Raw genomic sequence first — 26,394 nt, 5'->3', positions numbered from 1 at the left:
CTGATTATCGTTTGAAAGCTACAGCTGCTTGGGGTCGTCATAGGAAGTATTCTCCCGTTCAATGAAACATCTCCTATGAGACTTAATGCCAGTCAAAGCGCTCCTGTTTTAAACCGAAAGAAAAAGTTTGAAAAATAGCTAATGGACCTAGTTTTATCTGGAAGCATGTTTTTGGAAGCTGATGCAGCTGACTTTGTACGGCGAAGTGGGATAGATTGTATCAATAATGACATATCATTAGGACACGGCACATGAAATTGATAGCAAAGTGTCGTCAGTATTGTTGATAAAAGAAATAATTTTGTTATGGGATGGCCTATTATGAAAAGGCAGTGCGGAAAAATGTACATTAGTTAAATGTATGCTGATTGCTACATGATAATATAGGCTTTAATTTGCAATGTATTATTTCAGGAGTAGGTATATTCACTATTTATCTAATGTTTATTTTTCAGGCTGCAGTGGATTTTTTGTGATCGGTCTAAATATTATTCCAGAATGATTGTGTCATGTAGACACGCTGGGTATTAATATTTTTCATTAACAGCAGATATACTAAATTGAACCAAAGTTAATAAAATTTATTTCCTAAAAAGGTTATATATGCTAAGGTGTTTTAAATTGTTAAGTGAGTGGTATCTAGTGTCTTTTCCTTGAAAAGGGCTAGGTTAAGGTTATTTTTAATCTATTGAAATGAGGGTTCCCATTTATGAAAGATATTTTGATAGGCTTAGGTTTAACAATCCCTCAAGCTATAACAGCAATGCCTGCTCTTATTACCCTTGCTACCTTAATGTATAAGTTAATTAAGATTCCATTCAAAGTTATTGATGTTATATCAAATAATAAATATGTCTTTCTACCAGTTAAAGATAAAGCATGCGCCATGGAAATAATTTATCAAAATGAAAAAGTTGACAAAGCATCTTGCTATATAAATGAGCTGAAGTTAGCAGAGTACGGTTTACATTATCCTATTCCAACATTAAGGTTAATGTTCGATTTCCTACATTCTAAAGGACTGCTTTCAGTGAGTACAAAGGCTAATGACTTCTTAAAATATCACAAGGTATTTGTTATTGATGGGAATTATAACCCAATCATATCAAAGAAGGCGATTGCCAGAACTCTGTTAATATTGATGATATTGTTAGGGCTTTCTTTAGGGGGGTTTGGTATAGGCGTTAAAGCAATAGTTGAAACGCTACATAAAATACCAGACTTAGCGTCTGGCATCCAATTGATTATTTATACATTGTCAGAAATATTATTCATACTGATGATGCTAACAATGTCTACAGAGATGTGCTCTGTATATCAAGCTGCTCGTTTTGCTAAGAAATTAAAAAAATACAATGACGATCAAATATTTAAAAAATATAAGATAATCCATGATTGGTGATATTTTAAATTTCTTTCTTATCGTAGGGGGGTAAGGGTGCCATTATTTTTATAAAAACGTATTTTCACCTCGATTCTAGAATGAACTTTCAATAACAACCTTTCACTCTGTATGGCGGAAGGTTTTTTTAGAAATGGTGGGAGCGCTCAGGAGTATTTAAAATATGCTTGGTTGTTTTATTTATTATTGGAGCGCAGGTGAGGCCAGGGTTATGCTCCATGCCACTTTCTGCCGCTATGCAAACCTGAGCAGGACTGCCGCCCAGTAATTCAGCAAGACCAGCTGCGGCCATAGAACAGGCGACGCCAACTTCTTCCTGACAGCCGACTTCAGCACCAGATATAGAGGCGTCCACTTTATAGAGTGAATCGACGGCGATTGCAACCAGCATAAATGCCGATAGCTAAGCACACCAGCCCTAATAGCGGTACCGTAAAGTCCCAGCATCTAGATCGTATCTGTTTTACCCCAGGCGGCGACAGGGGTATGTGGTGTGGTAAGAGTGCTGTTTTGAGTATGTTCCATTTGTACATCTCCAGAAGCTATATAGCTATGCAGATAAAAATTAAATAATTTAAACGGAGCAATTGTAATGGCCGCGGATATTGTCCCTTGTCATTTTCATAATGAATGAAATTGCGATGAATGATAGTGATTGTTTTTTTTGCATATCAGTGATTTCGCCATAAATAAAATGTCCATAGGCGAATTAATAGGCGGCGAATGAATTTAGCTGCAATATTTTATTACTGTCAGTACAAATCATTTACATTATTGCTTAGGTAGTGGTTATATTGATCAAGTTTAAAATTAGCCTGAGTGCTTTATGCTAATACGCTAATTAATCTTACCTGCTTCTCCGCTGTTATTGTTTTGATATTTCCGGAATGCAGTTGATAAACGCTTATCTGGCAAATGTTATCTAAAAACATGACGGATTTTTTTGCATAATCCTGCATGCGTATTTAGCGTGATATAAGTCGTAAGCACGGCAGGCGTATGATCGGCAGCGAAGCGGAAAAAGCGATGGATATCTGTAAAAGATAAAATGCCAGGCGAATAAAAAACCGCCTTTCGGCGGTTTTTTATTGTAGCTGCCGCTTAAAAAGGATGGCGGTACTCTTCATAGGAGCGTGGTTTTGCATCGCCTTCTTTACGATATGCGTCGTCATCTTGCTGGCGTTTTTCAATATAAATTAGCGTTTCGTCAATCTGACGCTGCTCTTCAACAGGCATAGTATTAACAACGCCGCTATTAATAACTGAATGTATTTTATTAAGAATTTCTACAGCGAAACCCATTTTTTCGCTGTTATCAAGAATCTCGTTGCGATAAAGTTCGCTGGTGGTTTCCTGTTTTTCTAAACGACTTTTCAGATCGTCCACCTGTTCGGCATAGCTATCGAGCTGGGCCTGAATATCATCCGGTACGCTGGCGCTGTTTTCTGCCAGATCTTTCAGCGCATTGATGCTGTTAATTGCCTGTTGAGCTAAATCTGAAGCGGTAAAAACCATAGTGAATTTCCTTGTGAGATATTCTGATGAACAATGACGTACTGTATTTATAGTAAAAGCCGCATTGGTCATAAGCAGTAATAAATTGCTTATCACCCGGTTTACTATGAACGTAGTTTTGCATAACCTTTCTCGCGCGTCCTGCTCTCACTGTTGTGCAGGCGTTATATAAGATTTCAACTGTCATAAAGCGCAGCGAGGAAAAATCGTGCTGAGCATGTCGCAATCAGGTTATTCTCGATAAGCCAACAGTAAAAAAGGGCGCTCGTTAATGCGGACGGCAACCGTTATTCCTTATGACAGGCAATGGCCGACAATCTTCGAAAAAGAAAGCCTGTTGTTAAAGGCTGTTGCAGGAGAAGTAATCATCGCTGTTCACCATATTGGTAGTACGGCCGTACCGGGCCTGTCAGCGAAGCCGGTTATCGACATACTGCTGGAAGTTGTCGGGCTGAATGAGCTGGACAGGTGCACCTCAGCGCTGGCCCGCGCTGGATACAGACCACGTGGCGAAAACGGTATTGTAGGGCGCAGATATTTTATAAAGGGAGGCGATCGGCGTAGCCATCAGGTGCACGCATTTGCCGAGGGCAACAGCCAAATCGTAAAACATCTAGCGTTTCGGGATTACCTGATAAAAAACGCAACGGTGGCAGCACACTATGCCCGCATAAAATATGCAGCGGTGCTGGCAGCGAATAACGATATTCACCGCTACAGCGCGCTTAAGGCGGACTTTATTGAATATTATTCGATGCTGGCCCTGAATGACGCAGATGGACCCTGCAAGTCTGACAGCCCAGAATCACCGCCTTAAATCACGCAGACTAACACTGCGCATCAAGAAAGGCGCACAGCCTCTCCAGGAAAATGTCTGGCACTTCTTCATGGGGCGAATGCCCGCATGGTAGCGCCTCGCCGGTTACCTGCTGTGCTTTATCACGCCACGTCGCCACCACATCATAGAGTTCGCCAACCGTTCCTTTTGCGCCCCACAGCAGCAGTAGCGGGCAAGCGATCCTTTTCTCGCTGTCTGCCGCGTCGTCTTCCAGATCGAGGGTGGCGGCGGCGCGGTAATCTTCACACACCGCGTGGATCATCTCTGGCTGCTGATAGCAGCGCAGATAGTCGTTGAAGACCTCTTCGGAAGTAGCGCCAGCGGTTTTTAGCTGCCCTTCGATATGTTTTTTCAGGAAAAAACCGGGATCGTTCGCAATCATGGTTTCAGGCAGCGGCCAGGGCTGGATCAGAAAAAACCACCAGAAATAGCGGGTAGCGAACGCTTTATTGGTCAGCGCATACATGGTCGCCGTAGGCGCGATATCCACGAATACGCAGCAGCTCACCTTGTCGGGATGATCCAGCGCCAGCCGGTGGCCAACCCGACCTCCGCGATCGTGGCCGACGAAAGCCACCTGCTTATAGCCCAGCGCCTCGATCAGCAGGCTGATATCTTCCGCCATGACGCGCTTAGAGTAGGGGCGGTGCTGCTCGTCGCTGGTGGGCTTGTCGCTGTCGCCATAACCTCGCAGATCGGGCAGGATCACGCGGTACTTTTCTGCCAGCCGTGGGGCAATCTTGCGCCAGGTAATATGGTTCTGAGGATGGCCATGAAGCAGCAGCAGCGGCTTACCCTGGCCGCCCGTGGCGACGCGCAGCCTGATGCCGTTAGCAAGGGTAATATCCTGTAGCCTGAAACCTGGAATGAAAGGCGACTCGCCGCGTTCAACTATAGGCATGGTTTTCTCCTCGAGTTGTCTGTATTGCTCACTATCAGAGGCTGGACTCTCCAGCTATAGCCGTCGCTAAATTATGGGCAATATCAGTAAAGCGTGTTTTTTAATCGTTCCGGCAGCGCCTGATCATAGGCATCGCCATTAATTTCAGACTGGGAAAGCTGATGAAGAATTGAGCCTGGGCTGGGCAACTGGTCACGCTTGATTTGTACGGCGGGATCCCAGAGTTTTGAGCGAATGATGGCGCGGCTGCACTGAAAAAAAACGCTCTCGACCGCAATGCGCAATACCGTTTTAGGCAGTTGATTATTGACGACGAACCTGTTGAGTAGCGCTTGTTCCGTCATGATCTTCGCCGTACCGTTTACGCGCAGCGTTTCGCCAATGCCGGGGATAAGAAAAAGAAGCGCAACGCGGTTATCGTGAAGAATGTTGCGCAGGCTGTCTATGCGGTTATTGCCTCGCCTGTCGGGCAATAACAGCGTCTTCGCATCTTCAATGACGACAAAGCCCGCCGGATCGCCTCTTGGAGACACATCGAGTCCACCCGGCCCTGAGGTTGCCAGCGCCACAAAGGGCGAGGCTTCGATAAAAGGGCGGTAGGCCGGATGAATATGGTCAGTCTCCTTGGTTAAAGAGGGTTTTGCGACTGCGCCATAAATCCGTTCCAGCTCTGCATCATTCGTAATAAACGTCTGTTCAAAAGCCATATCCTCTGCCGCCTTTTGTATTCAGGAATACGCTCATCACCTTTATACATGAGGGCTGGCGGGGATGCACTTGCACTGCGGAATAGCGGTCGGCTTTACTCAGGCAAAAGCCCGGCCTGCACATCGCTTCGCTGCCTGAAGCCGTCAGCCCGGTTAAAGGAGGCCATCCTTCGTTCTGACGGTGAACGGCGTCTTTACTTCAGGCCGAGTTTGCGGGCCAGACGATGAAGGTTTCCCGGATCGAGTTCCAGCTGACGCGCGGTTCTGGCCCAGATTTTCCCGCTGTTTTCGTAGACCTGTTTAATGTAGTTATATTGAAACTGACGGGTTGCCTCGCTAAGGCTCGTTAAGGGCAGCGACGGCGCGATTTCAGTCGGCGCTGAACGAAGAGGCGTTTCGCCTTTCAGGTTGAAGTGCTGAGGCAGCAAAATGATTTCGCCGCTGCGTGACTCCGCCTGCGCGATGATGACCGCACGATAGATGGCGTGCTCCAGCTCGCGCACGTTTCCCGGCCAGCTTGCTGCTTCAAGCATGGCGCTGGCGGTCGGGCTAAGGGCGATGCTGGTCAAACCAAACTTTATCCGGCACTTTTCACAGAAATAGCCGGCAAGCAGTACGATATCGTCGCGCCGCTCCTGCAGCGAGGGCACAAACAGGGGAAAAACGCTTAAACGGTGATAAAGGTCAGCCCGGAATTTGCCCTCCGTGACCGCTTTGCGCATATCCATGTTGGTCGCAGCGATAATGCGCACATTGACGGTCAGAGCTTTATCTTCTCCCACGCGCTGTAGATCGCCATACTGAAGCACGCGCAGCAGTTTAGCCTGTAGCGAGAGCGGCAGTTCTCCAATCTCATCCAGAAACAACGTTCCTTTATCCGCCAGTTCAAATTTACCTGGCCGATCGTGAATAGCGCCGGTGAAAGCGCCTTTAACGTGGCCAAACAGCTCGCTCTCTGCGACGCTTTCCGGCAGCGCTGCGCAATTAAGATAGATAAGGGGCTGCGCGGCACGATGGGAGAGGCGGTGGATCGACTGAGCAATAAGTTCCTTGCCGGTCCCTGTCTCACCCATGATCAATACGCTCAGGTCAGAGGGGGCGACAACGGCGATCTCTTTCTTCAGATGGGCGAGCGGCGCGGACTCACCGATGATCTGCATCTCCTCATTGCCTTCTGGCCGCATATGCTGCGGGATAAAGGAGGAGGGCGGCTTTTCTAACTGCTCAACCAGCAGGGCGTTGTTCAGAGCGCCAGCGGTCAGGCTGGCAAGAACGCGCAATTCCTCATCGCTGTAAGCATCAAACTGATGCGCGTCCATGCCGTCCAGGGTCAGGGCGCCGATCAGCGTCTGCCCCGAAAAAAGCGGCATGCCGACGCACGCATGAACATGTAATTCGCCCTGTTCGGGGATCAGACCGTCGTAGGGATCGGGCAGATCGTTATCCGCAGGAAAGCGCACAACATCGCCTGCGCGCGCGATCGCTTCCAGCCGCGGATGCGCATCAAGGCTAAACCGGCGGCCCATAACGTCAGGGGCCAGCCCGGCCGTAGCCAGAGGCCTGAACTGCTGATTTTCATAGCGTAACAGGGCAGTAGCGTCGCAGCTTAACGCCTGGTGGATGCTTTTTATCATTCGCATAAAGCGGTCACGCTCACGTACGCCGTTCTGAATATCGACAGCCAGCGCCGCCAGGGTTTCAACTGAGAGAGCCATAGTGTCACCTGCACAATAGATGTCTTAATAACAATATTAACGATTGTTATAAATACAGTATGGGTCTTCTCCCTTGATGCAAATCAATTAGTTAAGAAGTGGCACGACATATGCCTGATTAGCTTAGTGATTAAGTTAAGGAGCAGAGAAATGTCCGACCATGTAAAGATAAAAGCGCTCAGCGCAAAACAGATCAACACCGCCGCGAATGCGCTGCGCTGGGCCGCATTCGTCGGCTGCCGAGGGCCAGACTTAACCTGTTACCAGCGCGCTCCAGATCGGCTTCGTTTCGAAACGGAATATGGCGGACGCAAAGCCTGGGTAGACTTAGATCTTCCCTGTACTCCCTTGTCGCTGCTGATTGCCGGTTCGCTCCTGTTACAGCAGCTTAATACCTGGATTGGGTGAAACCATGACGCATCTGGATGAAGTAATGACAGCGGTCGATACCGCCATCGCGAATAATATTATTCGCGAGATGAACGTGCTGCTGTGCGAACTCAGTGAAGATAGCAGGCTCACGCGCGAGGAGCGCTTTACCCAGCAGCAGCGCCTGCGCGCTGCGGTTTTCCGGCACAGTACAGAGAAAAAAGAGCTGGCCGAACAGCGCCGTAACTGGCTGACTCGCGGCGGCCTCATCACTTAAAGAAGGGTCACAACCTGCCCTGATCGAGACAAGCCCGCTACGGCGGGCTTTTTTATGTGCTGAGTAGTGTCTTTAAGACAGTTAATTGTGATTGAGACAATATTTAAAATGGTTTTTTAGACAATGCTTATAAATAATTATTTTTAAAATCAAAGTCTTAAAAACTGGCATGACAGATGCACTGAGTTAAGGAAATTCAACTCAGGCTAAAAGGGCATCTGATGAACATTCATGTAAAAAACAATATTTTTTGGGTCGGCAAACGGGACTGGGAAGTTGAGCATTTTCACGGCAAAGAGTACAAGATGCAGCGCGGCACCAGCTATAACAGCTACCTTATCCGCGAAGAGAAGAATGTTTTAATTGATACCGTCGATCTCCGGTTCTGCACCGATTTCGTTAAGAATCTTAGCGAAGAGATCGATCTGAAAACGATCGACGCCATCATTATCAACCATGCGGAGGAGGACCACGCAGGCGCGCTGGCCGAACTGCTGGCGTTGATCCCAGGCACGCCGATTTACTGCACCGCCAACGGCGTAGACTCGATAAACGGCCATCATCACCATCCCGAATGGAATTTCGACATAGTAAAAACAGGCGACTCGCTCGATATTGGCAACGGCAAAAAGCTGATCTTTGTTGAAACGCCGATGCTGCACTGGCCGGACAGCATGATGACCTATATGACGCAGGACGCCGTGTTGTTCAGTAATGACGCTTTCGGCCAGCACTACTGCGATGAGCACCTGTTTAACGATGAAGTAGACCAGCACGAGCTGTTCGACCAGTGCCAGCGCTACTTCTCAAATATCCTTACGCCCTTTGCGCGCCTGGTAACGGCGAAGATCAACGAGATCCTGAGCTTCAATCTGCCGCTAAGTATGATCGCCACCTCCCACGGCGTGGTATGGCGCGACAACCCGGCGCAGATTGTTGAGCTTTATCTGAAGTGGTCTGCCGATTATCAGGAAGATCGCATCACGCTCTTTTATGACGCTATGTCGAATAATACGCGCATGATGGCGGATGCCATCGCTCAGGGTATCCGGGAAACGGATCCGCGCGTTGCCGTTAAGGTTTACAACGTCTCCGCCCACGACAAAAACGAGATCATCACCTCCTGTTTCCGCTCAAAAGGCATTTTGGTCGGCTCCTCCACCATGAACAATGTGATGATGCCAAAGGTGGCGGGCATGCTGGAGGAGATCACCGGCCTGAAATTCCGTAATAAACGCGCCTCCGCGTTTGGCTCCTATGGCTGGACGGGCGGCGCCGTCGATCGCGTGGCGACCCGCCTGCAGGATGCCGGTTTTGATATGACTATCGCCCTGAAAACCAAATGGCGTCCCGATCTCTCCGCGCTGGAAGCGTGTCGTGAACACGGTCGCAACATTGCCCGCGAATGGGCGCTTTCTCCCATCCCCTCGGCAGCGCCTTCCGTTGACAGCGCCGCGGCAGTTATTGCCGCCGCGACGCCTGAAAGCAGCGATGGATACGGCATGACGCAGGCGGACAAAGCGGGCGGTCAGAAAATGATCTGTACGGTATGCCAGTGGGTTTACGACCCGTCCGAGGGTGAACCCGCTCAGGCGGTTGCGCCCGGCACCGCGTGGGAAGCGGTGCCGGAGGATTTCCTCTGTCCCGGCTGTGCGCTGGGTAAATCCGTATTCGATCCATACGAGGGTTAAGTCAGTGCCAGCAGATATTGTCATTATCGGTTCAGGCTTCGCTGCCCGGCAGCTGGTTAAATTTATCCGTCAGCAGGATAAAACGGTGCCGGTTCGTATCATCGCCGCTGACAGCTGCAATGAATATAATAAGCCTGAGCTTAGTCATGTGTTCAGTATGGGGCATCGCGCGGACGATTTAACCCGTCAGACGGCGGCGGAGTGGGCGGAAAGCCAGAACATCATGCTGCATCCTTTTACCTTTGTCAGGGGTATCGATCGGGCGGCGCATTGCGTTCAGACCAGCGCGGGCGAGCTCTCCTATGGCAAGCTTGTTCTCGCCACCGGCGCCAGCCCCATCGTTCCCGCCATACAGGGCAGCGATCTGGTTTATACCCTGAACAGCCAGCAGGCTTACCGGAAATGCGAAGCCAGTTTGATCAACGCGAAGCGGGTGCTGATGATCGGCGGCGGGCTGATCGGAACAGAGCTTGCAATGGATCTTAATCGCGCCGGTAAACAGGTCACGGTCGTCGACCGCAGCGCAACGCTGCTTTCCGCGCTGCTGCCGCCTGAGATCGGCGGTCGTTTGCAGAATCGCTTAGTGCGCAGCGGCGTTCAGTTTCGTTTTCAGACGGAAATCAGCGGGCTGGTTCGCGATCGAAACGGGCTGGAAGTCCGCTTCAGCAACGGTGAGAGCGGGTGCTTCGATGCCGCTCTGTGCGCTATCGGCCTGCGTCCCGACCTCTCTCTGGCGCAGGAGGCGGGCATCGCGGTGCGCCGCGGCATTGTGGTTGACGACGCGCTCGCCACCTCCGCGCCTGATATTTACGCGCTGGGCGACTGTGCGGAAATCCAGGGAAGGCTGCTGCCCTACCTTCAGCCCGCCATGCTGGCAGCGATGACGCTGGGCAAGAATCTGACCGGCGGCTGCGCGAAACTGACGCTGCCCGCCATGCTAATCAAGGTTAAAACGCCCGCTATGCCGCTCCATCTGGCGGGCGATCCGGCCAATCCCACCTACCAGTGGCAAATGACCTTTTCACCGACCGGCATTATCGCTAAAGGCTATGACGAGAGCGGCGAGTTGCGGGCGTTTGTCGTCAGTGAGGATCACATGCAAATGGCGTTCAGCATGCTAAAGGAGATTAAGCTGGCTGGCGCCGCTTAACGAGGCTTTGCTTACTGAAAGTCGCACCAGGCTTTGTTGCCTCCTGCTGCCAGGCCGGTTAATCATCGGCCTGCGCCGCGCAATTTTTAAAGGTCATACGATGAACAGCACTGATACCTCAACAGCAAGCGTTACCCTTCATAATCCCTCTTCCTGTACCTGCGGCAGAATTATCTGGCTAAGCATGAACTGTGATTTTTTCGCGATGAGCCTCGGCACTCATGAGAGCGATGCGCGGATCGAGGCAAAGCTCGGCTCCGCCTGCAGCGGCGTTCAGTTTCGTCCGGAAAATCTTAAAGAAGCCGTTGCCGATGTTTTCTGGCAGATGTGGAACCTCTGGGAGCCCGCGGAGGGGATCAAAGTCACGGGGTAGCCACACTCAGCATTACTGATTGCGGCCTTGTCTAACGCGCAGTGAAAACGGGAAAAAGCCGTAAAGATACTCGCAACGGCGACGCATAGCGGTAGAGTGGGGGCTTCAGGACATTAATGCGTGCGGCGCATTAATAGCGGGTGAGAAAACCGCCATTCCTGACAGCGCCTGGCTGTAGCAGCGAAAAGCAGCCTGAAGCGGGCTTTTTCTGCTATCAAATTGGTGACCGGCTTCATACCGAGGCGCGACTGAGAAACAGGCGACGCTTTTATCACTGACTGAGCGCCTTGCCGCTGGACTCTTCAGTTGGCTTCGCGTCTCCTCTCAGGCACACTACCCGCAGCTAGACTTATTCCCTGCTGAGGCTCAGGTCTCTCATCTACTTTTACCGTGGGTCAGCCTGACAGCGCGAACCACCCACATCTTCGATACACCACAAGAGGAATTACCATGGCTACAGGCCCACTGAATGCAGACGAGATCGAGTGGATGGAAGACGTGTTGATGGAGCATGACAGCGAAGACGGCTTGATTGACATCAGCGAGCTGGACGGCCTTTTCACCGCCGCGCTCTCCAGCCCGTCGCCGCTGGCGCTGGATGCGATGAAGCCGGTTATCTGGGGCGAAACTACGCCGGACTGGGACGATCCTGCGGATGAGCTGCGTTTCAACACCCTGGCCGCACGGATGATGAACGATATCGCCGAGCGTCTGAGCCTCTACCCGGAACAGTTCGAACCGCTGTTTGGCTACCGTGAAATGGACGGTCGCGAACTGCTGGTGGTGGAAGAGTGGTGTTTCGGCTACATGACGGGAGTGGCGCTGGCTGAGTGGCCTGAGCTGCCTGCTGAGCTGCAGCCTTCGCTGCAGGCGATTGCGCTGCATGGCGATATCGATGAGGTGGAGAAGCTCGACGGCATGGATGAGATCGCCTATTTACAGAGCACCGACGCGATTCAGCCTGCGGCGCTGCGCCTTTACAACTACTGGCATGGTAAGACAGACGCGGTTCACTAAAACAGCACTGTATTCAGGGCGTTTCAGACCGCACCTGAGTATGGAAGCGGGGGAGTTGGACCGAAGAGCAAAGCGTCCCGCGACAAGGATGTCGCGGGCCGAGCTGGCAGGGATGCCGTTTTTGCGTCTTTGCGATCGGACCAACTCTCCCGCGCGGGCACTATGTCAAACAACGGTTCCTGCTTTATTGATTGATGGCCGCCTCGTCTGACTGCTTTTTCCCTTCTTCGATAAACTCTTCGTCAATCTCTTCGGCGTTGTCGCGGTTATCCTTGCCCGACAGCAGGTTCCAGCAGGCGATAAACAGCGCGGCGATTAGCGGACCAATCACAAAGCCGTTAATGCCGTAGATCTCCATGCCGCCCAGGGTAGCGATCAGGATCAGGTAATCAGGCATTTTGGTATCTTTGCCTACCAGCAGCGGGCGCAGAATATTGTCCACCAGCCCAACGATCACCACAAAGAAGCCGACGATAAACAGGCCCTTCCACAGCGCGCCGGTGGCGAAGAAGAATATCGCGGCTGGCACCCAGATAATCGCCGAGCCAACGGCGGGGATCAGCGACAGGAACGCCATCAGCGCGCCCCACAGCAGGCTGCCGTCGATATCCACAAACCAGAACGCCAGCCCGCCGAGCACCCCCTGAACCAGCGCCACCACCACGGTGCCTTTCACCGTGGCGCGTGAGACGGCGACAAACTTCATAAAGAGATGATGCTTTACGTAAGTAGAGAGCGGCAGCGCCTCCAGAATTAAATGCACCAGATAGGAGCCATCTTTTAGCAGGAAAAAGAGCAGATAGAGCATGACGCCGAAGCCGACGGTAAAGGTAAATGTACCTTTGCCGATCAGGAAGACGCTGCCCGCCATATACTGGCCGCCTTTCAGCGCGAAGGTCGAGAGCTTCTGCTGGATCTGCGTCGCATTATTCAACTGATGCTCAGAGAGGAAATTGCGAAGCCAGCCAGGCAGATGCTGCAGCAGATCGGCAAATACCGTCGGGAACTGCGCCGAATTGGTCTGCAGCTTGAGATAGACGGCGTTGATTTCCACCACCAGCGAAGAGGCGATAATCGCCAGCGGCGTAAACACGATCAGACAGATAATCAGCAGGGTAATCAACGATGCCAGACCGTTACGATCGCCCATCTTATGCCGCAGCCAGACCTTCAGCGGGGCGAAGATCACCGCCAGAATAGCGGCCCAGAGAATAGGCGAAAAATAGGGCGACAGCACATCGAAAAACGCAACGGTGACCATTGCCAGAATCACAATGAAGAAACCGATATTTAATCCTTTAACACGCATGCATAAACCTCAGGGTTAAGTGTTGCGGATGAACTATAGAACGCCCGGCCTGCTTTGTAATGCCAATCTGTGGTTTCGTTTAAAAATATCAATCTCCCGCGCCAGCCCGGCCTGGTTAATGGCGCCGCGCCGTCGTAATAACGGTTAATCGCCTGGAATATGCACGATTAACGCACTGTTGTTGAAGCCTGTCGTAAAGGTGTGTAAAAATCCTGCGCAATCGTTTACTCCCGCTGCGGATAAACGAATTTTTTTGTTGCGTCTTCTGACTGCGCTGCCGCCAGGCGGTGGGGCAGGGCGGCACAACAATGTGGCCGTCGACGCAAACTCACCGTCGGCGGCGTTGACGTTATAAAGACAGGACAGGCAGATGAAAACCACGCAAACCGGCACCCTTACGGCCGCCGCAGAGACGCCAGCAGAACGCGGCTGGCGCAAATCCGATACCACCTGGATGCTGGGACTCTACGGCACCGCTATCGGCGCTGGCGTACTCTTTTTGCCGATTAATGCAGGCGTCGGCGGACTGCTGCCGCTGATCATCATGGCGATTCTCGCGTTTCCTCTGACCTTCTATTCTCACCGCGCGCTCACCCGTTTCGTGCTCTCCGGCAAAAACGCGGGAGAAAACATTACCGACGTAGTGGAAGAGCACTTCGGCGCAGGCGCGGGCAAAATCATTACGCTGCTCTACTTTTTTGCCATTTTCCCTATTCTGCTGATGTACAGCGTGGCGATCACTAATACGGTCGAGAGCTTTATCGAGCACCAGCTTGGGCTGGTCTCGCCGCCGCGCGTGCTGCTGTCGCTGATATTGATCATCGGCCTGATGACGGTCGTGCGTTTTGGCGAGCAGATGATCGTCAAAGCGATGAGCATTCTGGTTTTCCCCTTTGTCGCGGTGCTGATGCTGCTGGCGGTTTACCTGATCCCGCACTGGCACAGCGCGGCGCTGCAGACGCTGTCGCTGCACCATGACGGCAGCGGCAAAGGCATAGGAATGACGCTGTGGCTGGCGATCCCGGTGATGGTGTTCTCCTTTAACCACTCGCCGATTATCTCCTCTTTCGCCGTGGCGAAACGCGCGGAGTATGGCGAAGGCGCGGAACGCAAGTGCTCGCGCATCCTTGCCTGCTCACACCTGCTGATGGTGGCGACGGTGATGTTTTTTGTCTTTAGCTGCGTGCTCAGCCTGTCGCCGGAGGATCTGGCTGCGGCGAAGGCGCAGAACATCTCTATTCTCTCCTATCTCGCCAATCACTTTAACGTACCGGTTATCGCCTGGCTTGGCCCGCTGATCGCCATCGTCGCCATTACGAAATCTTTCCTCGGCCACTACCTCGGCGCGCGTGAAGGTTTTAACGGGCTGGTCAATAAAATGCTGCACAGCCGCGGTAAAACTCTGGCCCCTGCGAAACTGAACCGGGCGACGGCGCTGTTTATGCTGCTCAGCACCTGGCTGGTGGCGAGCTGGAACCCGAGCATTCTCGATATGATTGAAACTCTGGGCGGGCCGGTTATTGCGATCATTCTGTTTCTGATGCCGATGTACGCCATTCGTACGGTTCCCGCCATGCGTAAATACAGTGGACATCTCAGCAATCTTTTCGTCGTGCTGATCGGGCTGGTGGCGATTTCCGCTATCTTCTACTCCCTGTTCAGCTAAGCAGGACGCGCCCGCTACGCGCGGGCCGTTTCGCTGCTGCTATAGCTTTCCCGTCCGGCAACATGCTAACTTTATTGAGAATAATTATTAGTTACTGAGGTAGTAAGCGATGAACAAGGGACTTCTGCTGGCCGGACTGCTGACGTCGGCGGCATGCGGCGCAACCACTTATCCGTTGCAGGTAACCGATCTGGACGGCAACGCCATCCGGCTCGACCATGAGCCGCAGCATGTTATTCTGCAGGATGGCCGCGACGTGCTGGCGCTGGCGCTGCTGGACCGTGACAATCCCTTTAAGCGCGTGGTGGCGTGGAATAACCTGCCGAAAAAGCAGGATACCCAGACCTGGGATCTGCTGAAACAGCGTTGGCCGCAGGCGACCAACATCGTCGATATGGGGTTCAACGATCAGGGGCAGGTTAATCTCGAAAGCGTGCTGGCGCAGAAGCCAGATTTGATGATCGCCCAGCTGCGCGCGAAATCGGCGCTGCAGCAGTCAGGCGTGCTGGATACCCTGAAGGGGCTTCATATTCCGGTGCTGTTTATCGACTATGAACTGCATCCGAAAGAGAACACCATGCGCAGCGTGGCACTGCTGGGCCAGGTGCTGAACCGCGAGAAAGAAGCGGGGGACTATACCGCCTTCTATCAGCAGCGTTTGCAGCAGCTTGATGCCGCTATCAAACAGGTGCCGCAGAAGCCGACGGTGTTTATCGAACCGATAGCCGGCAACAGCGATAACTGCTGCTTCACTCACGGCCACAACGGCTGGGGCGGACTGGTAGAAGCGGTGGGCGGTAAAAATATCGGCTCTGCGCTGCTGCCGGGCAACGCAGGCTTTGTTTCGCTGGAAAAAATCATCGCGATGAAGCCGGACGTCTATATTATGACCGGCTCGAAGCGTCCTAATCCAGGGGTGCTGCCGTTTGGCTATAACACCACAGCGCAGCAGGTCTCGGCGACCTTCAGCGGCCTGCTGAACCGCACCGGGCTGAAGCAGATCGCGCCAGTGCAGAATGGTCGGGTTTATGGCGTTTACCACCACTTCTATAACCATCCTTACAACATTATTGGCATGGAAGTTCTGGCTAAAGATCTCTATCCGCAGCGGTTTACGCAGCTCAATCCCACGGCCGATTTTCACTATATCGTGACCCACTTTACCCGACTGCCGGACGCGCCCGTTACCTTAAGCTATCCCTGACCAACTGGCCGCGCGTTGACAAAACGCGCGGTTAATTTACCTTCCCCCTGCGCTATCTTTCGCTACTCTTAATACGTACTGCTTTCTGTATTTAGGTCCGCTTTATTCTTTGCGTCCTCAGCGCCACCAGTCGAAAAAGATTGCCAAAACCAGAAAACGTGGTGAAATGCGCGCGTTTATCGCGCGCGTACGCAATAAACTCTGCAACAGGGAGTGCAAAAACAGATTATCAATTGGGTAGCGCTGGTTGCCGCAGGAAGCTCTGACCGTTTCAGGTAACCGATCGCTGCCGTTTGGGCTTTGCCCGAGGTGTTTATGACTACACACTCCCTGGCCTCCACGCTGTATAAAAAATTTATTCTTGAACCGGTGATGTCGCAGAGCGGCGTCTGTATCGGTTTTGAACTCCTGACGCGCTATACCTCGGAGGCGGGTAAACCACGCAATCCCTTTATGGTGATTGAAAATATGACGCACAGCGAGAAGCGCAAACTGCTGTATGAGCAGCTTGCTGCCCTGTCGCCGATCGTGACGCTGCTTGAGCAGCGCGGTTTGTTTATCAGTATTAATATCGATCGGGATATGGTGGCCATGCTGGAGGAGGAGGCGCGGCTGGGATGGCTGCTCAGCATCGCCAGCGTGCTTCGGCTGGAAGTATCCGAGAATATCGACTTTCTGCAAGAGCATGACGTGCGCGCAACCTTACAGCAGCTTAAGGCGCGCGGCCTCTGTTTCTTTCTTGACGATCTCGGCACCGGTTTTTCCAACCTGGAAGCGCTCTATACCGGCCTGTTTGACGCGGTGAAAATTGACAAGCGCTTTTTCTGGGAGCAAAAGGATAAATCCATTTTTCCGGTATTAATGACCATTATTCAGCGCTATTGTCCGCAGATAATTGTGGAGGGCGTAGAGAATAAAGAGGATTTAGCAGCGCTGGAACATATACCGATCTACGGGCTACAGGGATACTATTTTAGCGCGCTGGAGATTGACGAGCTGCCACAATATTTAGGCTGACGCGCTTTATATCGCCATGCAGACGCCGTTGTGAAGGTGTCTGCTTGTGACCAGTTGCACATTTATAATTACTGATGCCTGCATTTTTGCATATTAAATGAGATGCAACGTAAAGAAATTGAAAAAACCGTTGCGGGCATGCTTTTTCTGCCCTTGCGGCTTTGACAAGTGCAGGCAGGCGGAGTGCGGACAGGCGCCAGTGTGGTCCGCTATTTCAGTGACGTAATATTTAGCAGGCAAATTAATGAAAGCATTAATTAGTTTGCCCACCTGGTCAGACCCCAGACCTGTTTCTCTCTCTACATGAATCAGAGCGATATTATTTAACGGTTCATCTAATTTGCGGCGAGAAATAAAGGGATAAGCCTTCTTAAAGGAAAAAGGAAATATCCTAATTCAGATAATTACCTGTGACAGAAATATAAAGAGTGATAAGATTGAGCTTCAACACTAGTGATGTGGTGTTGTGAACTCTAGTTTTTTCCTTGATTTGGCAAGGATTAGCCGGTATTCGGTGTTAAGGAATTCCTGTTCCCCCGATCGGTTTCGATCGGGTTTTTCATCTGTTTTTTCCTTCTGTTTAACGCTTCACTTTCAGCTATATTTTACGCGTTAAGAAATAACGAATTTTGCCTCTGCGCTATTTATGCGGCGTGTCTCCTCCCAGGACCAGCTCTCTCCATAATTTCTGCCAAGTGTTAAGAAAGCGATAAACGGAGTAATAGTCTGTAAGTTACCGATTTTTAAGACTTTTGGAGATGAAGACCTGACCCCATATAACCGATAGTACATCTCAACGGCGCGACTCTCGCTGTTGCTACTGGAGGTATATGATGAAAAAAACAACACTACGCGTTATCGCGACTTTTATTGCATGCAGCTCACTGATTTCTACGGTTTCCTGGGCTGACGGCCCGGGCGATCATCATGGACAGCCATGGCAGCAGCACGACGGCGACCGCCGCGACGGTGACCGTCACGACGATCGTGGACGTGGCCCGCAAGGTCATGGCCCGGATCGCGGCCCGCAGCACGATCGCTTTGCCGGCGGACCACGCGGCGATCGCCATGAAGATCGCGACCGCGACCACTTTGCCTGGAACGGCCATGATTTCCGTCGCGGTCATCCGATGCCGCACGAATATCGCGGTCCTCACTACCGGGTCGATGACTGGCGCGCTCGCCGCCTGCCGGAGCCGCCGCGCGGTGAATACTGGTCCTATGTCGATGGCAACTATGTGCTGATTGCTGCCGCCACGGGCATTATCACCTCGCTGATTATCGGCAACGCATTCAACTAAGCCTGTAATACGGGCGGCGCAGGCCGCCCGTTCTTGTTTCTCCCCATCTCTCCCTCCCTAAAAACCGGCTGCCTGCGCGCGCGCCTGTTCCTCTTTTTTTCACGCTCTCCAGGCTATGCTTTGCTTCCACACTGTTCCCTTTCGCCTGATAAGGAGTCGAGATGACAGCGGTAAAAATGGTGGCGGTTGATATGGACGGCACCTTTCTTGATAACCAAAAGCAGTATGACCGCCAGCGCTTTATGCGCTGCTATGAAGAGATGAAAGCGCGCGATATTAAATTTGTCGTCGCCAGCGGCAATCAGTACTACCAGCTGACATCTTTCTTCCCGACTATCGCCAGTGAAATCGCCTTTGTGGCGGAGAACGGTGCCTGGATACTGGATGGCGAAGAAGAACTGTTTTGCGGCGAGTTTTCCCGTCCGGACGTTTACGCGCTGCTCGATACGCTGCAAAAAGGCGACTATCCGGGGCTGCGCTATATCCTGTGCGGCCGTGAAAGCGCCTATTACTTCGAGGGCGCTGATGAGCAGTGGCTGGCGAAAATGCGTCATTACTGCCATCGCCTGAAGGCAATACAATCGCTGGAAGAGACCAGCCACGATCGGCTGTTTAAGTTCGCGCTTAACCTGTCCGATGATTATGTCGAGCCGCTGATGGCGGATATTCAGCGGTTGCATAAGGGCGCGGCGGCGGCAACCTCAAGCGGACACGGCTCGGTGGATTTGATTGTGCCGGGCCATCACAAAGCCAACGGCCTGAATATTCTGGCGCAGCGCTGGGGCATCGATCATCAGCAGGTGCTGGCGTTCGGCGACGGCGGCAACGATCTGGAAATGCTCAGACAGTCCGGTTTTAGTTTCGCCATGGCAAACGCGCCGCAGCGGGTAAAAGAGGCGGCGCGCTATGCCGCGCCCGCCAACAGCGACGCGGGCGTATTGCAGGTCATCGAGAAGATGCTGGCGGGCGAACCGCCATTCGCATAAAGGCCACGCTGACGGGCAGCTGAGCTGCCCGTTCTCGCTATGCTGAGGTCACGTCCCATCCCTGCATAAGCATCGCGCGCATCGCCTGCTGGCTGTAATTCACCAGCGAGTTTTTGCTGTTGGCGCGCGCCAGAATCCATTCAACATCCTCATTGCTCAGCGTCTGAGGCTCCTGCCAGAAAGGGATAATCGCCTGCTGTTGCAGCCAGTTTTTCAGGAAGCGCGCCGGCTGGGCTTCCGGTTCGGCGAAGAGTTCCTGATGGAGCGCCTGCATCAGCTGCTGCTGTTGCGGCTCGCGGCTTTCTGCCAGTAAATCAAGGAACGGAAAGAGCAGGCGACCGCAAACTTCGCCATGGTGGTAGGGCTTGATCGCGCCCAGTTCGCCCGCAATGCCGTGGATAACGCCCAGGCCGGCGCTGCTGAGGCTGACGCCGCCGAGCCAGGAGGCCATCATCATCGCTTCGCGCGCCGTATCGCCTTGCGCATCGTCGCGGTTCAGCGCGGGCCAGGCCTGAACGAAGAGCTTCAGCCCGGTCAGCGCCAGCTGTCGGGTAAACAGATTGCCCTTGCCTGAGAGCCAGGCCTCAAACAGATGGGTGAAGGCGTCGATGCCGCAGGTCGCCAGTACCTTATCGGGCGCGCCTTTCAGCAGATCCGCATCGAGAATCGCCACCTGCGGCACAAATACCGGATGGCGCAGCGAAGCCTTCACCTTGATGTCGTGTTGATCGGTCACCACCGCGTTCTGTGTCGCCTCGCTGCCGGTACCAGCAGTCGTCGGTACGGCGATCAGCGGCAGCGTAACCGCCTGCACCGGCGTATCGCCGACCTTTTCCAGATAGCGCGCGGTGGGCAGCGGGTGTTGCATCATGGCGCTAAAAGCTTTGGCCGCGTCGATAACGCTGCCGCCGCCAATTGCCACCACGCGATCCACATGACCGCGCCAGCGTGTGACCCAGGCATCAATCTCAGCCGGTGACGCTTCATGCGCCACGATTTCATAACCAATAATGAGATCGTTTAACTCGTTTTTCAGTCGCGCATAGATCGGCCCGTTAAGAAAAGAGCGGCCGCAGAACAGCAGCGTAGGCTGTGGATCGGCGCTCAGCAGCGGCACCAGCTTATTGATGCTTCCGCGTCCAGAGAGGGTTCGTTGATTGCTGTACAGCTCGCTCAGGTTCTCACTCACCGCAACATCCTTAAGTTAAAAGGGAAAATCAGAGTGTATCTAAAAGCCAGCGTCCGGCAGCGGCAAACTTTCCGATATCGCTGCGACGAAAAGTTGATCACCTTCGCAAAACAGAAATTCAACCTCAGTGGGAGGTGCTTTCAACAGGATGTTACCCTTAACATGTTACTGGTAACAGTTATGTCAGACTGTAAACCATTTTTTCGATGCCGTACCCAACGTCCGATTCGGACCCATGATAACAATATGCTGCTGGCGCTGGCCGGTCAGTAAGGTGGAGAAAAGCTATGCCATTACTTATTGTGGCGATCGGGGTAGCATTGCTGCTGCTGCTGATGATTCGCTTCAAACTCAATGGATTCATCGCGCTGATTCTGGTGGCGCTGGTGGTTGGCATGATGCAGGGCATGCCGGTCAATAAAGTCATCCTTTCAATTAAAAACGGCGTCGGCGGCACGCTCGGCAGCCTGGCGCTCATCATGGGATTTGGCGCCATGCTCGGCAAGCTGCTGGCTGACTGCGGCGGCGCGCAGCGCATCGCCACGACGCTGATTGAGAAGTTCGGCAAACAGCATATCCAGTGGGCGCTGGTGCTGACCGGTTTTACCGTTGGCTTCGCGCTCTTCTATGAAGTGGGATTCGTGCTGATGCTGCCGCTGGTCTTTAGCATCGCCGCGTCTGCGCGCGTGCCGCTGCTCTTCGTCGGCGTGCCGATGGCGGCCGCCCTGTCAGTGACACACGGCTTCCTGCCGCCGCATCCCGGCCCGACGGCGATTGCCACCTTGTTCAACGCCGATATGGGCAAAACCCTGCTGTGGGGCACGCTGCTCGGCATCCCAACGGTGATTCTTGCCGGACCGGTTTACGCCCGCTTTCTGAAAAGCATCGATAAGCCTATTCCGGAAGGGCTCTATAACCCGAAAACTTTCAGCGAAGAGGAGATGCCGGGCTTCGGCGTCAGCGTCTGGACTGCGCTGGTGCCGGTGGTGCTGATGGCGCTGCGTGCGCTGGCGGAAATGGCGTTGCCGAAAGGGCATGCGCTGCTGCCTTATGCGGAGTTTTTTGGCGATCCGGTGATGGCGACACTGATTGCGGTGCTGATTGCGATCTTCACTTTCGGCCTGAACCGCGGGCGCAGCATGGATGAGGTAATGGGCACCATTACCGACTCGATAAAAATCATCGCTATGATGCTGCTGATTATCGGCGGCGGCGGGGCGTTCAAGCAGGTGCTGGTGGACAGCGGCGTTGATAAATATATTGCCGCGATGATGCAGGAGAGCAACGTCTCGCCGATCTTTATGGCCTGGTCAATTGCCGCCGTGTTGCGTATTGCGCTGGGATCCGCCACCGTGGCGGCGATCACCGCGGGCGGCATTGTCGCGCCGCTGATCGCCAGCAGCGGCGCCAGCCCGGAACTGATGGTTATTGCGGTCGGCTCGGGCAGCGTTATTTTCTCCCACGTCAACGATCCCGGCTTCTGGCTGTTTAAAGAGTATTTTAACCTGACAATTGGCGAAACCATCCGCTCCTGGTCGGCGCTGGAAACCATTATTTCTGTGTGCGGTCTGGTGGGCTGTATGCTGCTGTCGTATGTGATTTAAAACCATCCGCCGGGCGCGCTGCCCGGCGGATAGCCTTAGCTGGCCAGCGCGCGAAACGCGGCCAGCTCCTCTTCAGGCATGCCTGCCTGTTTCGCCGCGGCGCAAATTTGCTGCCAGCTGTTGGCGTCCAGCGGGATCCCGTCACGCTCGCGCAGCGCGCGATTCGCCTCTTCCCATTCCCCTGGTACCTGTATCGGCTCGCTGCCGCTCTGCGGCGACCGTTTCACCCACTCAAGAAAGGCTTCCGCCTCTTCCTGCATCGCCGGCGCGTTGAACGCGTCCGGGTTAAGGATAATGGTGGTCATGCAGTTATAGATTGCATCATGGCTGGCGAGCACCGTTTCGTCATGGGTGGTTCGCCCGCCGGAGAGTGCGCCGCCGAGGATCTCACACAGGGTCGCCAGCGCGTAGCCTTTATGCAGGCCAAACGGCAGCAGCGAGCCGTAGGGCGCTTCATGCATGACGGCAGGGTGTTCGGTAGGCTTGCCCTGATGATCGATCAGATAGCCAGGCGGCACGTCGACCCCTTTATTGTAGGCGACGCGCGTTTTGCCAAAGGCGATGCCGCTGGTGGCAAAATCGAGCAAAAGCGGGCTGGCGTTACGGCGCGGAAAGATGGCACAGAATGGATTCGTGCCAAAACGGCGATCGCTGCCGCCGAACGGCGCCACCATCGGATCGCCCATCACATTGACGAAATGGAATGAGATAAAACCTGCCGCCGCGCACTGTTCTGCCCAGTGACCGATTCGGCCAATATGATGTGAATGGTGCAGCCCGACCGCGGCGATGCCTGACTGTCTCGCACGCGCAATACCTTGCTGCATCGCCTCAAAAGCGGCGACCTGGCCAAAGCCGGAACGGGCGTGAAAAGTCAGCACCGCGCCGGCGTCTTTCTCCAGCACCGGATGCTGATTAAGCTGCAGATGTCCCTGACTGAACGAGGTCATATAGCTGGGGATCATGCCGACGCCGTGGGAATCGTGTCCGGCCAGATTCGCCGCCACCAGATGATCTGCCACCAGGCGCGCCTCGTCAGATTCGCTGCCGGCATGCAGCCAGATCGCCTGCACAAACTGGTGCAGCCGCGCGGCATTGATACGATAGAGTTCACTCACCTTCGTTTCTCCTTTTTATGGGTACAACCGCATCCTGCGACCAAAAAACGGCAACGGCAAGTGTGGAGCGTTCAGCAGAAGAGAAGGGCCACAGGGTGTGGCCCAGGGCGAACGTCAATGCGGCTGTTCAAAACCGGCTTTCACCATTTGATCACGCAGCGCGCGCGTAATGTCGCGATTACCGCCGGTAACGGGGTAGATCACGTTGTTGACGACATCATCCAGATAGTGCTCATCAAACTCTTGCATGGTGAGCTGCGTGCCGCCTTCATCATTGATAGCGAAAGATCCTTTAATATGATCGCCCGCGTTTTTCGCTTTAAGGCTGTAGCGTCCCATACTGGTATTAATCGTGCTCATAATGTCTCCTTGTTGCTCGACTTACGTTGGTTCTCGCAGAGGCCTGCCTTTGCCGCTAAAAGTTTAGCGGGTCGCAAAGGTCAAAACGAAGCGCGAGGTGGTCAAAAAAGCAACTGCTGCGACCGGCGTCGCAGAAATAGATCGGGCTTTTCTGGAAAGCGCGGGCACCAGCCGCAGCGGCGGGCAGACCGGCAAAAACGCAGCGATAAGCTATACTCTTATCCTGTAAGGTTTTTTACTGGCAAAGGAATATGGATATGAAAATAATTTTGTGGATTATCGCCATTATCTTCATCGTAGGGTTACTGACGCTGACTGGTGTATTTAAGTTAATCTTCTGAATCAACGGGGGCACCGCTCAGGTGCCCTTGCTCGTATCCTTCTTTTTCATCTGCGAAACCAGACAGCGCGTAATGGGATCAATCGGCGTATTCGGCAACAAATCTTGCGCGGTCAGGCGCTTGTTGCAGCTGGCGCAGCGTGCGCCATGAAGCGCCGGTTCTGCGAAAGGATCATCGGTAAAAGTAAACTTTGCGCTGCCGCAGGCGGTGCAGCGAATCTTCATCACCATATCAATGCTCTCATTGCCTGAAACGAACAGGCGCTATTCTAACAAACCCCGCCCTTTTATTTATCAAAAATCCTAAACAATTAATGCGCGTTATCTTTTGAGAGGTATGGTTAACTTTTTAACTGTTGCATAGCGTTATTGTTAAGATAAGTGATTTTGGGGCGCTGCGATATGCCGGAATCCACCTGAAAAGGCATTGGGAAGTTGTTAACAGCCTGGGCTGATGCGCCAGAAAACACGCGTTTTCTCTCGCTGTTTTGCCTGTGTTTGGTTTCGGTTGAGCATAATTGCGTCTATGACACAGGATTTTACTCACCTACGATGCGCGCGACCTGAAAGGAGCAAGCCGGGCAAACCGCCGTCGATTTGTACAGGAAAACAGTTGTGAACCGGTCTTTTTTGAGTCCCGTTGCCGGAACGTGCTCTGCGTTTATTTTCTCCTTTTCACTCCATGCCGCGACCCTGACGCAGAGCGTTGAAAGTGGCTGGAACACCTTCAGCAATAATGTGCAGCAGACCTGGGAGCAGCCGCAGAATAAAGATTTTTATCTGCCTGCCATTACCTGGCATAACCGCTGGACCTACGACGACGAGCATATCAATCGCTACAATGAGCGGCCCTGGGGCGCGGGCGGGGGGATCTCCCGTTATGACGAAAAAGGCAACTGGCACGGCCTCTATCTGATGGCGTTTAAAGATTCGTTTAATAAATGGGAGCCTTTTAGCGGCTATGGCTGGGAAGCGACCTGGCGTCCGTTAAGCGACCAGCGCTTTCATCTGGGGGCAGGCTATACCGCAGGCGTGACGGCGCGTCATAACTGGAATTATATCCCTGTTCCTGCGCTGCTGCCGCTGGCTTCGGTGGGATATGGCCCGCTGAATTTTCAGATGACCTATATTCCAGGGACTTACAACAACGGCAACGTCTTCTTCGCCTGGCTGAGGTTTCAGTTTTAAATTTTTGATGGTGGCAGGAAAGCGGGAGTAAGAGAAAAAAGGCGATATTTATCACTTTTTCATCAATTCTCACTGGACAAATGTCACTGCAATTGCTGTACTAGACGCCGACACAGTTTAGTGTCCATTTTTCATGTAAAGGTAATATAGATGTCCAAGATTAAAGGTAACGTTAAGTGGTTTAATGAATCCAAAGGATTCGGTTTCATTACTCCAGAAGATGGCAGCAAAGACGTGTTCGTACACTTCTCTGCTATCCAGAGCAACGGTTTTAAAACTCTGGCTGAAGGTCAGCGCGTAGAGTTTGAAATCACCGAAGGCGCCAAAGGCCCATCTGCTGCTAACGTTATCAGCCTGTAAGTTAACAGTCAGAATTTCAAAAACCCGCCGCATGGCGGGTTTTTTTATGGCTGCAAAAAGCTGTACAAGCCGCCCACTACGCTACCCAGCGCCAGCAACAGCGCCATCGCTTCCTCCAGGCTTCGCGGTATCATCATTTTCATGGCGTTCTCTCCCGACCAGGCTCACAGCTTCAGATTCGCAGGGAAAGATTAACGCAGCCTTAATCTTCTGTGACAGATTGCTCTGCTTAACGAACCTGCGGCGTCAGTCACATAAAAGCCTTGTAACATTATTATAACAACCCTTACTTGCAGCTTTTTTCCCGCCTACGCTATATAACAGAGCGGCAGTTCTATCTACTTGAGGAGACAGGATGAACATACGTCTGGCACAGGCGAAAGACAGCTTTGCGCTCAGCGCGCTGCTGGCGGAATTAGGCTACGGCGGCACTGAAAGCTTTATCGATAAGCGCCTTGCCCAGCTCAGCAGCGACCCCGACGAAATGCTGCTGGTGGCGGAGCATGGGACGCAGGTGCTGGGATTCCTGTCGATGCATTTTATTCCGCAGCTGGCGCTGGCGGGCGACTTCGCTCGCATCAGCTACTTTTGCATCGCTGAAGGGGAGCGCAGCAAAGGGGTTGGACAGCAGCTGTTACAGCACGCCGAAGCGATGGCGGCGCAGCGCGGATGCGATCGCATGGAAGTGCACTGTCACGCATCGCGCTTAAAGGCGAATCAATTTTACATGCGCGAAGGCTATGTCGAGTCGCCGCGCTACCATATTAAAGGTCTGAGCTGAGTCTCAGCTCACGTCC

General features: G+C 52.8%; 26 protein-coding genes and 1 pseudogene. 17 read left to right on the top strand and 10 right to left on the bottom strand.

All coding sequences use genetic code 11. The annotated features are described in order from the left end of the window. Positions 1–709 precede the first annotated feature (709 nt). Positions 710–1,402, top strand: coding sequence for a hypothetical protein (locus MHZ89_RS04740; RefSeq protein ID WP_311782035.1), 693 nt, complete (start codon positions 710–712; stop codon positions 1,400–1,402). Between the two features lie 184 nt (positions 1,403–1,586). On the opposite strand, the pseudogene MHZ89_RS04735 reads toward MHZ89_RS04740, so the two are convergent. Together MHZ89_RS04735 and MHZ89_RS04730 are read right to left on the bottom strand one after the other, a co-directional pair. Then, positions 1,587–1,805 (bottom strand): annotated as a pseudogene (locus MHZ89_RS04735) (L-serine ammonia-lyase, iron-sulfur-dependent, subunit alpha); the annotation flags it as partial. Positions 1,806–2,503: 698 nt separating this feature from the next. Beyond that, positions 2,504–2,917, bottom strand: a complete 414-nt coding sequence (locus tag MHZ89_RS04730) for a hypothetical protein (RefSeq protein WP_311782034.1) — start codon at positions 2,915–2,917, stop codon at positions 2,504–2,506. A gap of 271 nt (positions 2,918–3,188) precedes the next feature. Here MHZ89_RS04730 and MHZ89_RS04725 point away from each other — a divergent pair, with 271 nt between their 5' ends. Next, a complete protein-coding gene (locus tag MHZ89_RS04725; protein WP_311782033.1) occupies positions 3,189–3,734 on the top strand; it encodes a GrpB family protein in 546 nt (181 codons plus the stop codon). Positions 3,735–3,744: 10 nt separating this feature from the next. Here MHZ89_RS04725 and MHZ89_RS04720 read toward each other — a convergent pair whose 3' ends face one another. The 3 genes from MHZ89_RS04720 to norR form a co-directional block, all read right to left on the bottom strand. Further along, the gene (locus MHZ89_RS04720; RefSeq protein WP_311782032.1) at positions 3,745–4,656 is read right to left on the bottom strand and encodes an alpha/beta hydrolase; all 912 of its coding nucleotides are present in this window, start codon (positions 4,654–4,656) and stop codon (positions 3,745–3,747) included. Positions 4,657–4,739: 83 nt separating this feature from the next. After that, entirely contained in the window at positions 4,740–5,363 is a 624-nt protein-coding gene (locus MHZ89_RS04715) for a pyridoxamine 5'-phosphate oxidase family protein (RefSeq protein WP_311782031.1), read from the bottom strand. A gap of 194 nt (positions 5,364–5,557) precedes the next feature. Beyond that, complete coding sequence (norR, locus tag MHZ89_RS04710; protein WP_311782030.1) at positions 5,558–7,078, bottom strand: nitric oxide reductase transcriptional regulator NorR; 1,521 nt, start codon at positions 7,076–7,078, stop codon at positions 5,558–5,560. 150 nt (positions 7,079–7,228) lie between these two features. Between norR and MHZ89_RS04705 the strand changes: the two genes are divergently transcribed. The 6 genes from MHZ89_RS04705 (at position 7,229) to MHZ89_RS04680 (ending at position 11,955) form a co-directional block, all read left to right on the top strand. Next, positions 7,229–7,486, top strand: coding sequence for a hypothetical protein (locus tag MHZ89_RS04705; RefSeq protein WP_311782029.1), 258 nt, complete (start codon positions 7,229–7,231; stop codon positions 7,484–7,486). 4 nt (positions 7,487–7,490) lie between these two features. Next, the gene (locus tag MHZ89_RS04700) at positions 7,491–7,724 is read left to right on the top strand and encodes a DUF2526 family protein (RefSeq protein ID WP_311782028.1); all 234 of its coding nucleotides are present in this window, start codon (positions 7,491–7,493) and stop codon (positions 7,722–7,724) included. Between the two features lie 221 nt (positions 7,725–7,945). Further along, positions 7,946–9,415 carry an anaerobic nitric oxide reductase flavorubredoxin gene (gene norV / locus MHZ89_RS04695; RefSeq protein WP_311782027.1) on the top strand — a complete coding sequence of 490 codons (1,470 nt, stop codon included), beginning with the start codon at positions 7,946–7,948 and terminating at the stop codon, positions 9,413–9,415. Between the two features lie 4 nt (positions 9,416–9,419). After that, entirely contained in the window at positions 9,420–10,565 is a 1,146-nt protein-coding gene (gene norW, locus MHZ89_RS04690) for an NADH:flavorubredoxin reductase NorW (protein ID WP_311782026.1), read from the top strand. Positions 10,566–10,572: 7 nt separating this feature from the next. Next, entirely contained in the window at positions 10,573–10,938 is a 366-nt protein-coding gene (locus tag MHZ89_RS04685) for a hypothetical protein (RefSeq protein ID WP_311782025.1), read from the top strand. Between the two features lie 450 nt (positions 10,939–11,388). Further along, complete coding sequence (locus MHZ89_RS04680) at positions 11,389–11,955, top strand: UPF0149 family protein (protein WP_120451361.1); 567 nt, start codon at positions 11,389–11,391, stop codon at positions 11,953–11,955. A gap of 184 nt (positions 11,956–12,139) precedes the next feature. Here MHZ89_RS04680 and MHZ89_RS04675 read toward each other — a convergent pair whose 3' ends face one another. After that, on the bottom strand, positions 12,140–13,264 hold the full coding sequence (locus MHZ89_RS04675) for an AI-2E family transporter (RefSeq protein ID WP_311782024.1): 1,125 nt from the start codon (positions 13,262–13,264) through the stop codon (positions 12,140–12,142). A gap of 370 nt (positions 13,265–13,634) precedes the next feature. Between MHZ89_RS04675 and MHZ89_RS04670 the strand changes: the two genes are divergently transcribed. From MHZ89_RS04670 to MHZ89_RS04650, 5 genes are all read left to right on the top strand, one after another. Then, complete coding sequence (locus MHZ89_RS04670; protein WP_311782023.1) at positions 13,635–14,930, top strand: HAAAP family serine/threonine permease; 1,296 nt, start codon at positions 13,635–13,637, stop codon at positions 14,928–14,930. A 109-nt stretch (positions 14,931–15,039) separates the two neighbouring features. Next, on the top strand, positions 15,040–16,134 hold the full coding sequence (locus MHZ89_RS04665) for an ABC transporter substrate-binding protein (RefSeq protein WP_311782022.1): 1,095 nt from the start codon (positions 15,040–15,042) through the stop codon (positions 16,132–16,134). Positions 16,135–16,449: 315 nt separating this feature from the next. Continuing rightward, the gene (locus MHZ89_RS04660; protein WP_311782021.1) at positions 16,450–17,151 is read left to right on the top strand and encodes an EAL domain-containing protein; all 702 of its coding nucleotides are present in this window, start codon (positions 16,450–16,452) and stop codon (positions 17,149–17,151) included. Between the two features lie 833 nt (positions 17,152–17,984). Next, entirely contained in the window at positions 17,985–18,452 is a 468-nt protein-coding gene (locus MHZ89_RS04655) for an RcnB family protein (RefSeq protein ID WP_311782020.1), read from the top strand. A gap of 161 nt (positions 18,453–18,613) precedes the next feature. Beyond that, complete coding sequence (locus tag MHZ89_RS04650; protein WP_311782019.1) at positions 18,614–19,438, top strand: Cof-type HAD-IIB family hydrolase; 825 nt, start codon at positions 18,614–18,616, stop codon at positions 19,436–19,438. A 37-nt stretch (positions 19,439–19,475) separates the two neighbouring features. On the opposite strand, the gene MHZ89_RS04645 is transcribed toward MHZ89_RS04650, so the two are convergent. Beyond that, entirely contained in the window at positions 19,476–20,627 is a 1,152-nt protein-coding gene (locus tag MHZ89_RS04645; protein WP_311782018.1) for an iron-containing alcohol dehydrogenase, read from the bottom strand. Between the two features lie 287 nt (positions 20,628–20,914). On the opposite strand from MHZ89_RS04645, the gene gntT reads away from it, so the two are divergent. Continuing rightward, a complete protein-coding gene (gntT, locus tag MHZ89_RS04640; RefSeq protein WP_120451372.1) occupies positions 20,915–22,231 on the top strand; it encodes a gluconate transporter in 1,317 nt (438 codons plus the stop codon). Between the two features lie 35 nt (positions 22,232–22,266). Here gntT and MHZ89_RS04635 read toward each other — a convergent pair whose 3' ends face one another. The 3 genes from MHZ89_RS04635 to MHZ89_RS04625 form a co-directional block, all read right to left on the bottom strand. Continuing rightward, positions 22,267–23,349, bottom strand: coding sequence for a malate/lactate/ureidoglycolate dehydrogenase (locus MHZ89_RS04635; protein ID WP_311782017.1), 1,083 nt, complete (start codon positions 23,347–23,349; stop codon positions 22,267–22,269). Between the two features lie 114 nt (positions 23,350–23,463). Beyond that, positions 23,464–23,709, bottom strand: a complete 246-nt coding sequence (locus MHZ89_RS04630) for a hypothetical protein (RefSeq protein WP_311782016.1) — start codon at positions 23,707–23,709, stop codon at positions 23,464–23,466. A gap of 358 nt (positions 23,710–24,067) precedes the next feature. Continuing rightward, entirely contained in the window at positions 24,068–24,280 is a 213-nt protein-coding gene (locus MHZ89_RS04625; RefSeq protein ID WP_311782015.1) for a hypothetical protein, read from the bottom strand. Between the two features lie 384 nt (positions 24,281–24,664). On the opposite strand from MHZ89_RS04625, the gene pagP reads away from it, so the two are divergent. The 3 genes from pagP to MHZ89_RS04610 all read left to right on the top strand — a co-directional run bounded on the left by pagP (position 24,665) and on the right by MHZ89_RS04610 (position 26,378). Next, entirely contained in the window at positions 24,665–25,237 is a 573-nt protein-coding gene (gene pagP, locus MHZ89_RS04620; RefSeq protein WP_409373214.1) for a lipid IV(A) palmitoyltransferase PagP, read from the top strand. A 150-nt stretch (positions 25,238–25,387) separates the two neighbouring features. Further along, positions 25,388–25,597: a transcription antiterminator/RNA stability regulator CspE gene (gene cspE, locus MHZ89_RS04615; protein WP_033751857.1), complete on the top strand. Its 210-nt coding sequence runs from the start codon at positions 25,388–25,390 to the stop codon at positions 25,595–25,597. 355 nt (positions 25,598–25,952) lie between these two features. Further along, positions 25,953–26,378, top strand: a complete 426-nt coding sequence (locus tag MHZ89_RS04610; protein ID WP_311782014.1) for a GNAT family N-acetyltransferase — start codon at positions 25,953–25,955, stop codon at positions 26,376–26,378. Positions 26,379–26,394: the final 16 nt, after the last annotated feature.

The organism is Pantoea sp. ACRSB, assembly GCF_022346905.1.
GTDB classification, from domain to species: domain Bacteria; phylum Pseudomonadota; class Gammaproteobacteria; order Enterobacterales; family Enterobacteriaceae; genus Pantoea; species Pantoea piersonii.
Note: the sequence above shows the minus strand (reverse complement) of the source record. Positions and strands in the feature narration are given on the sequence as shown.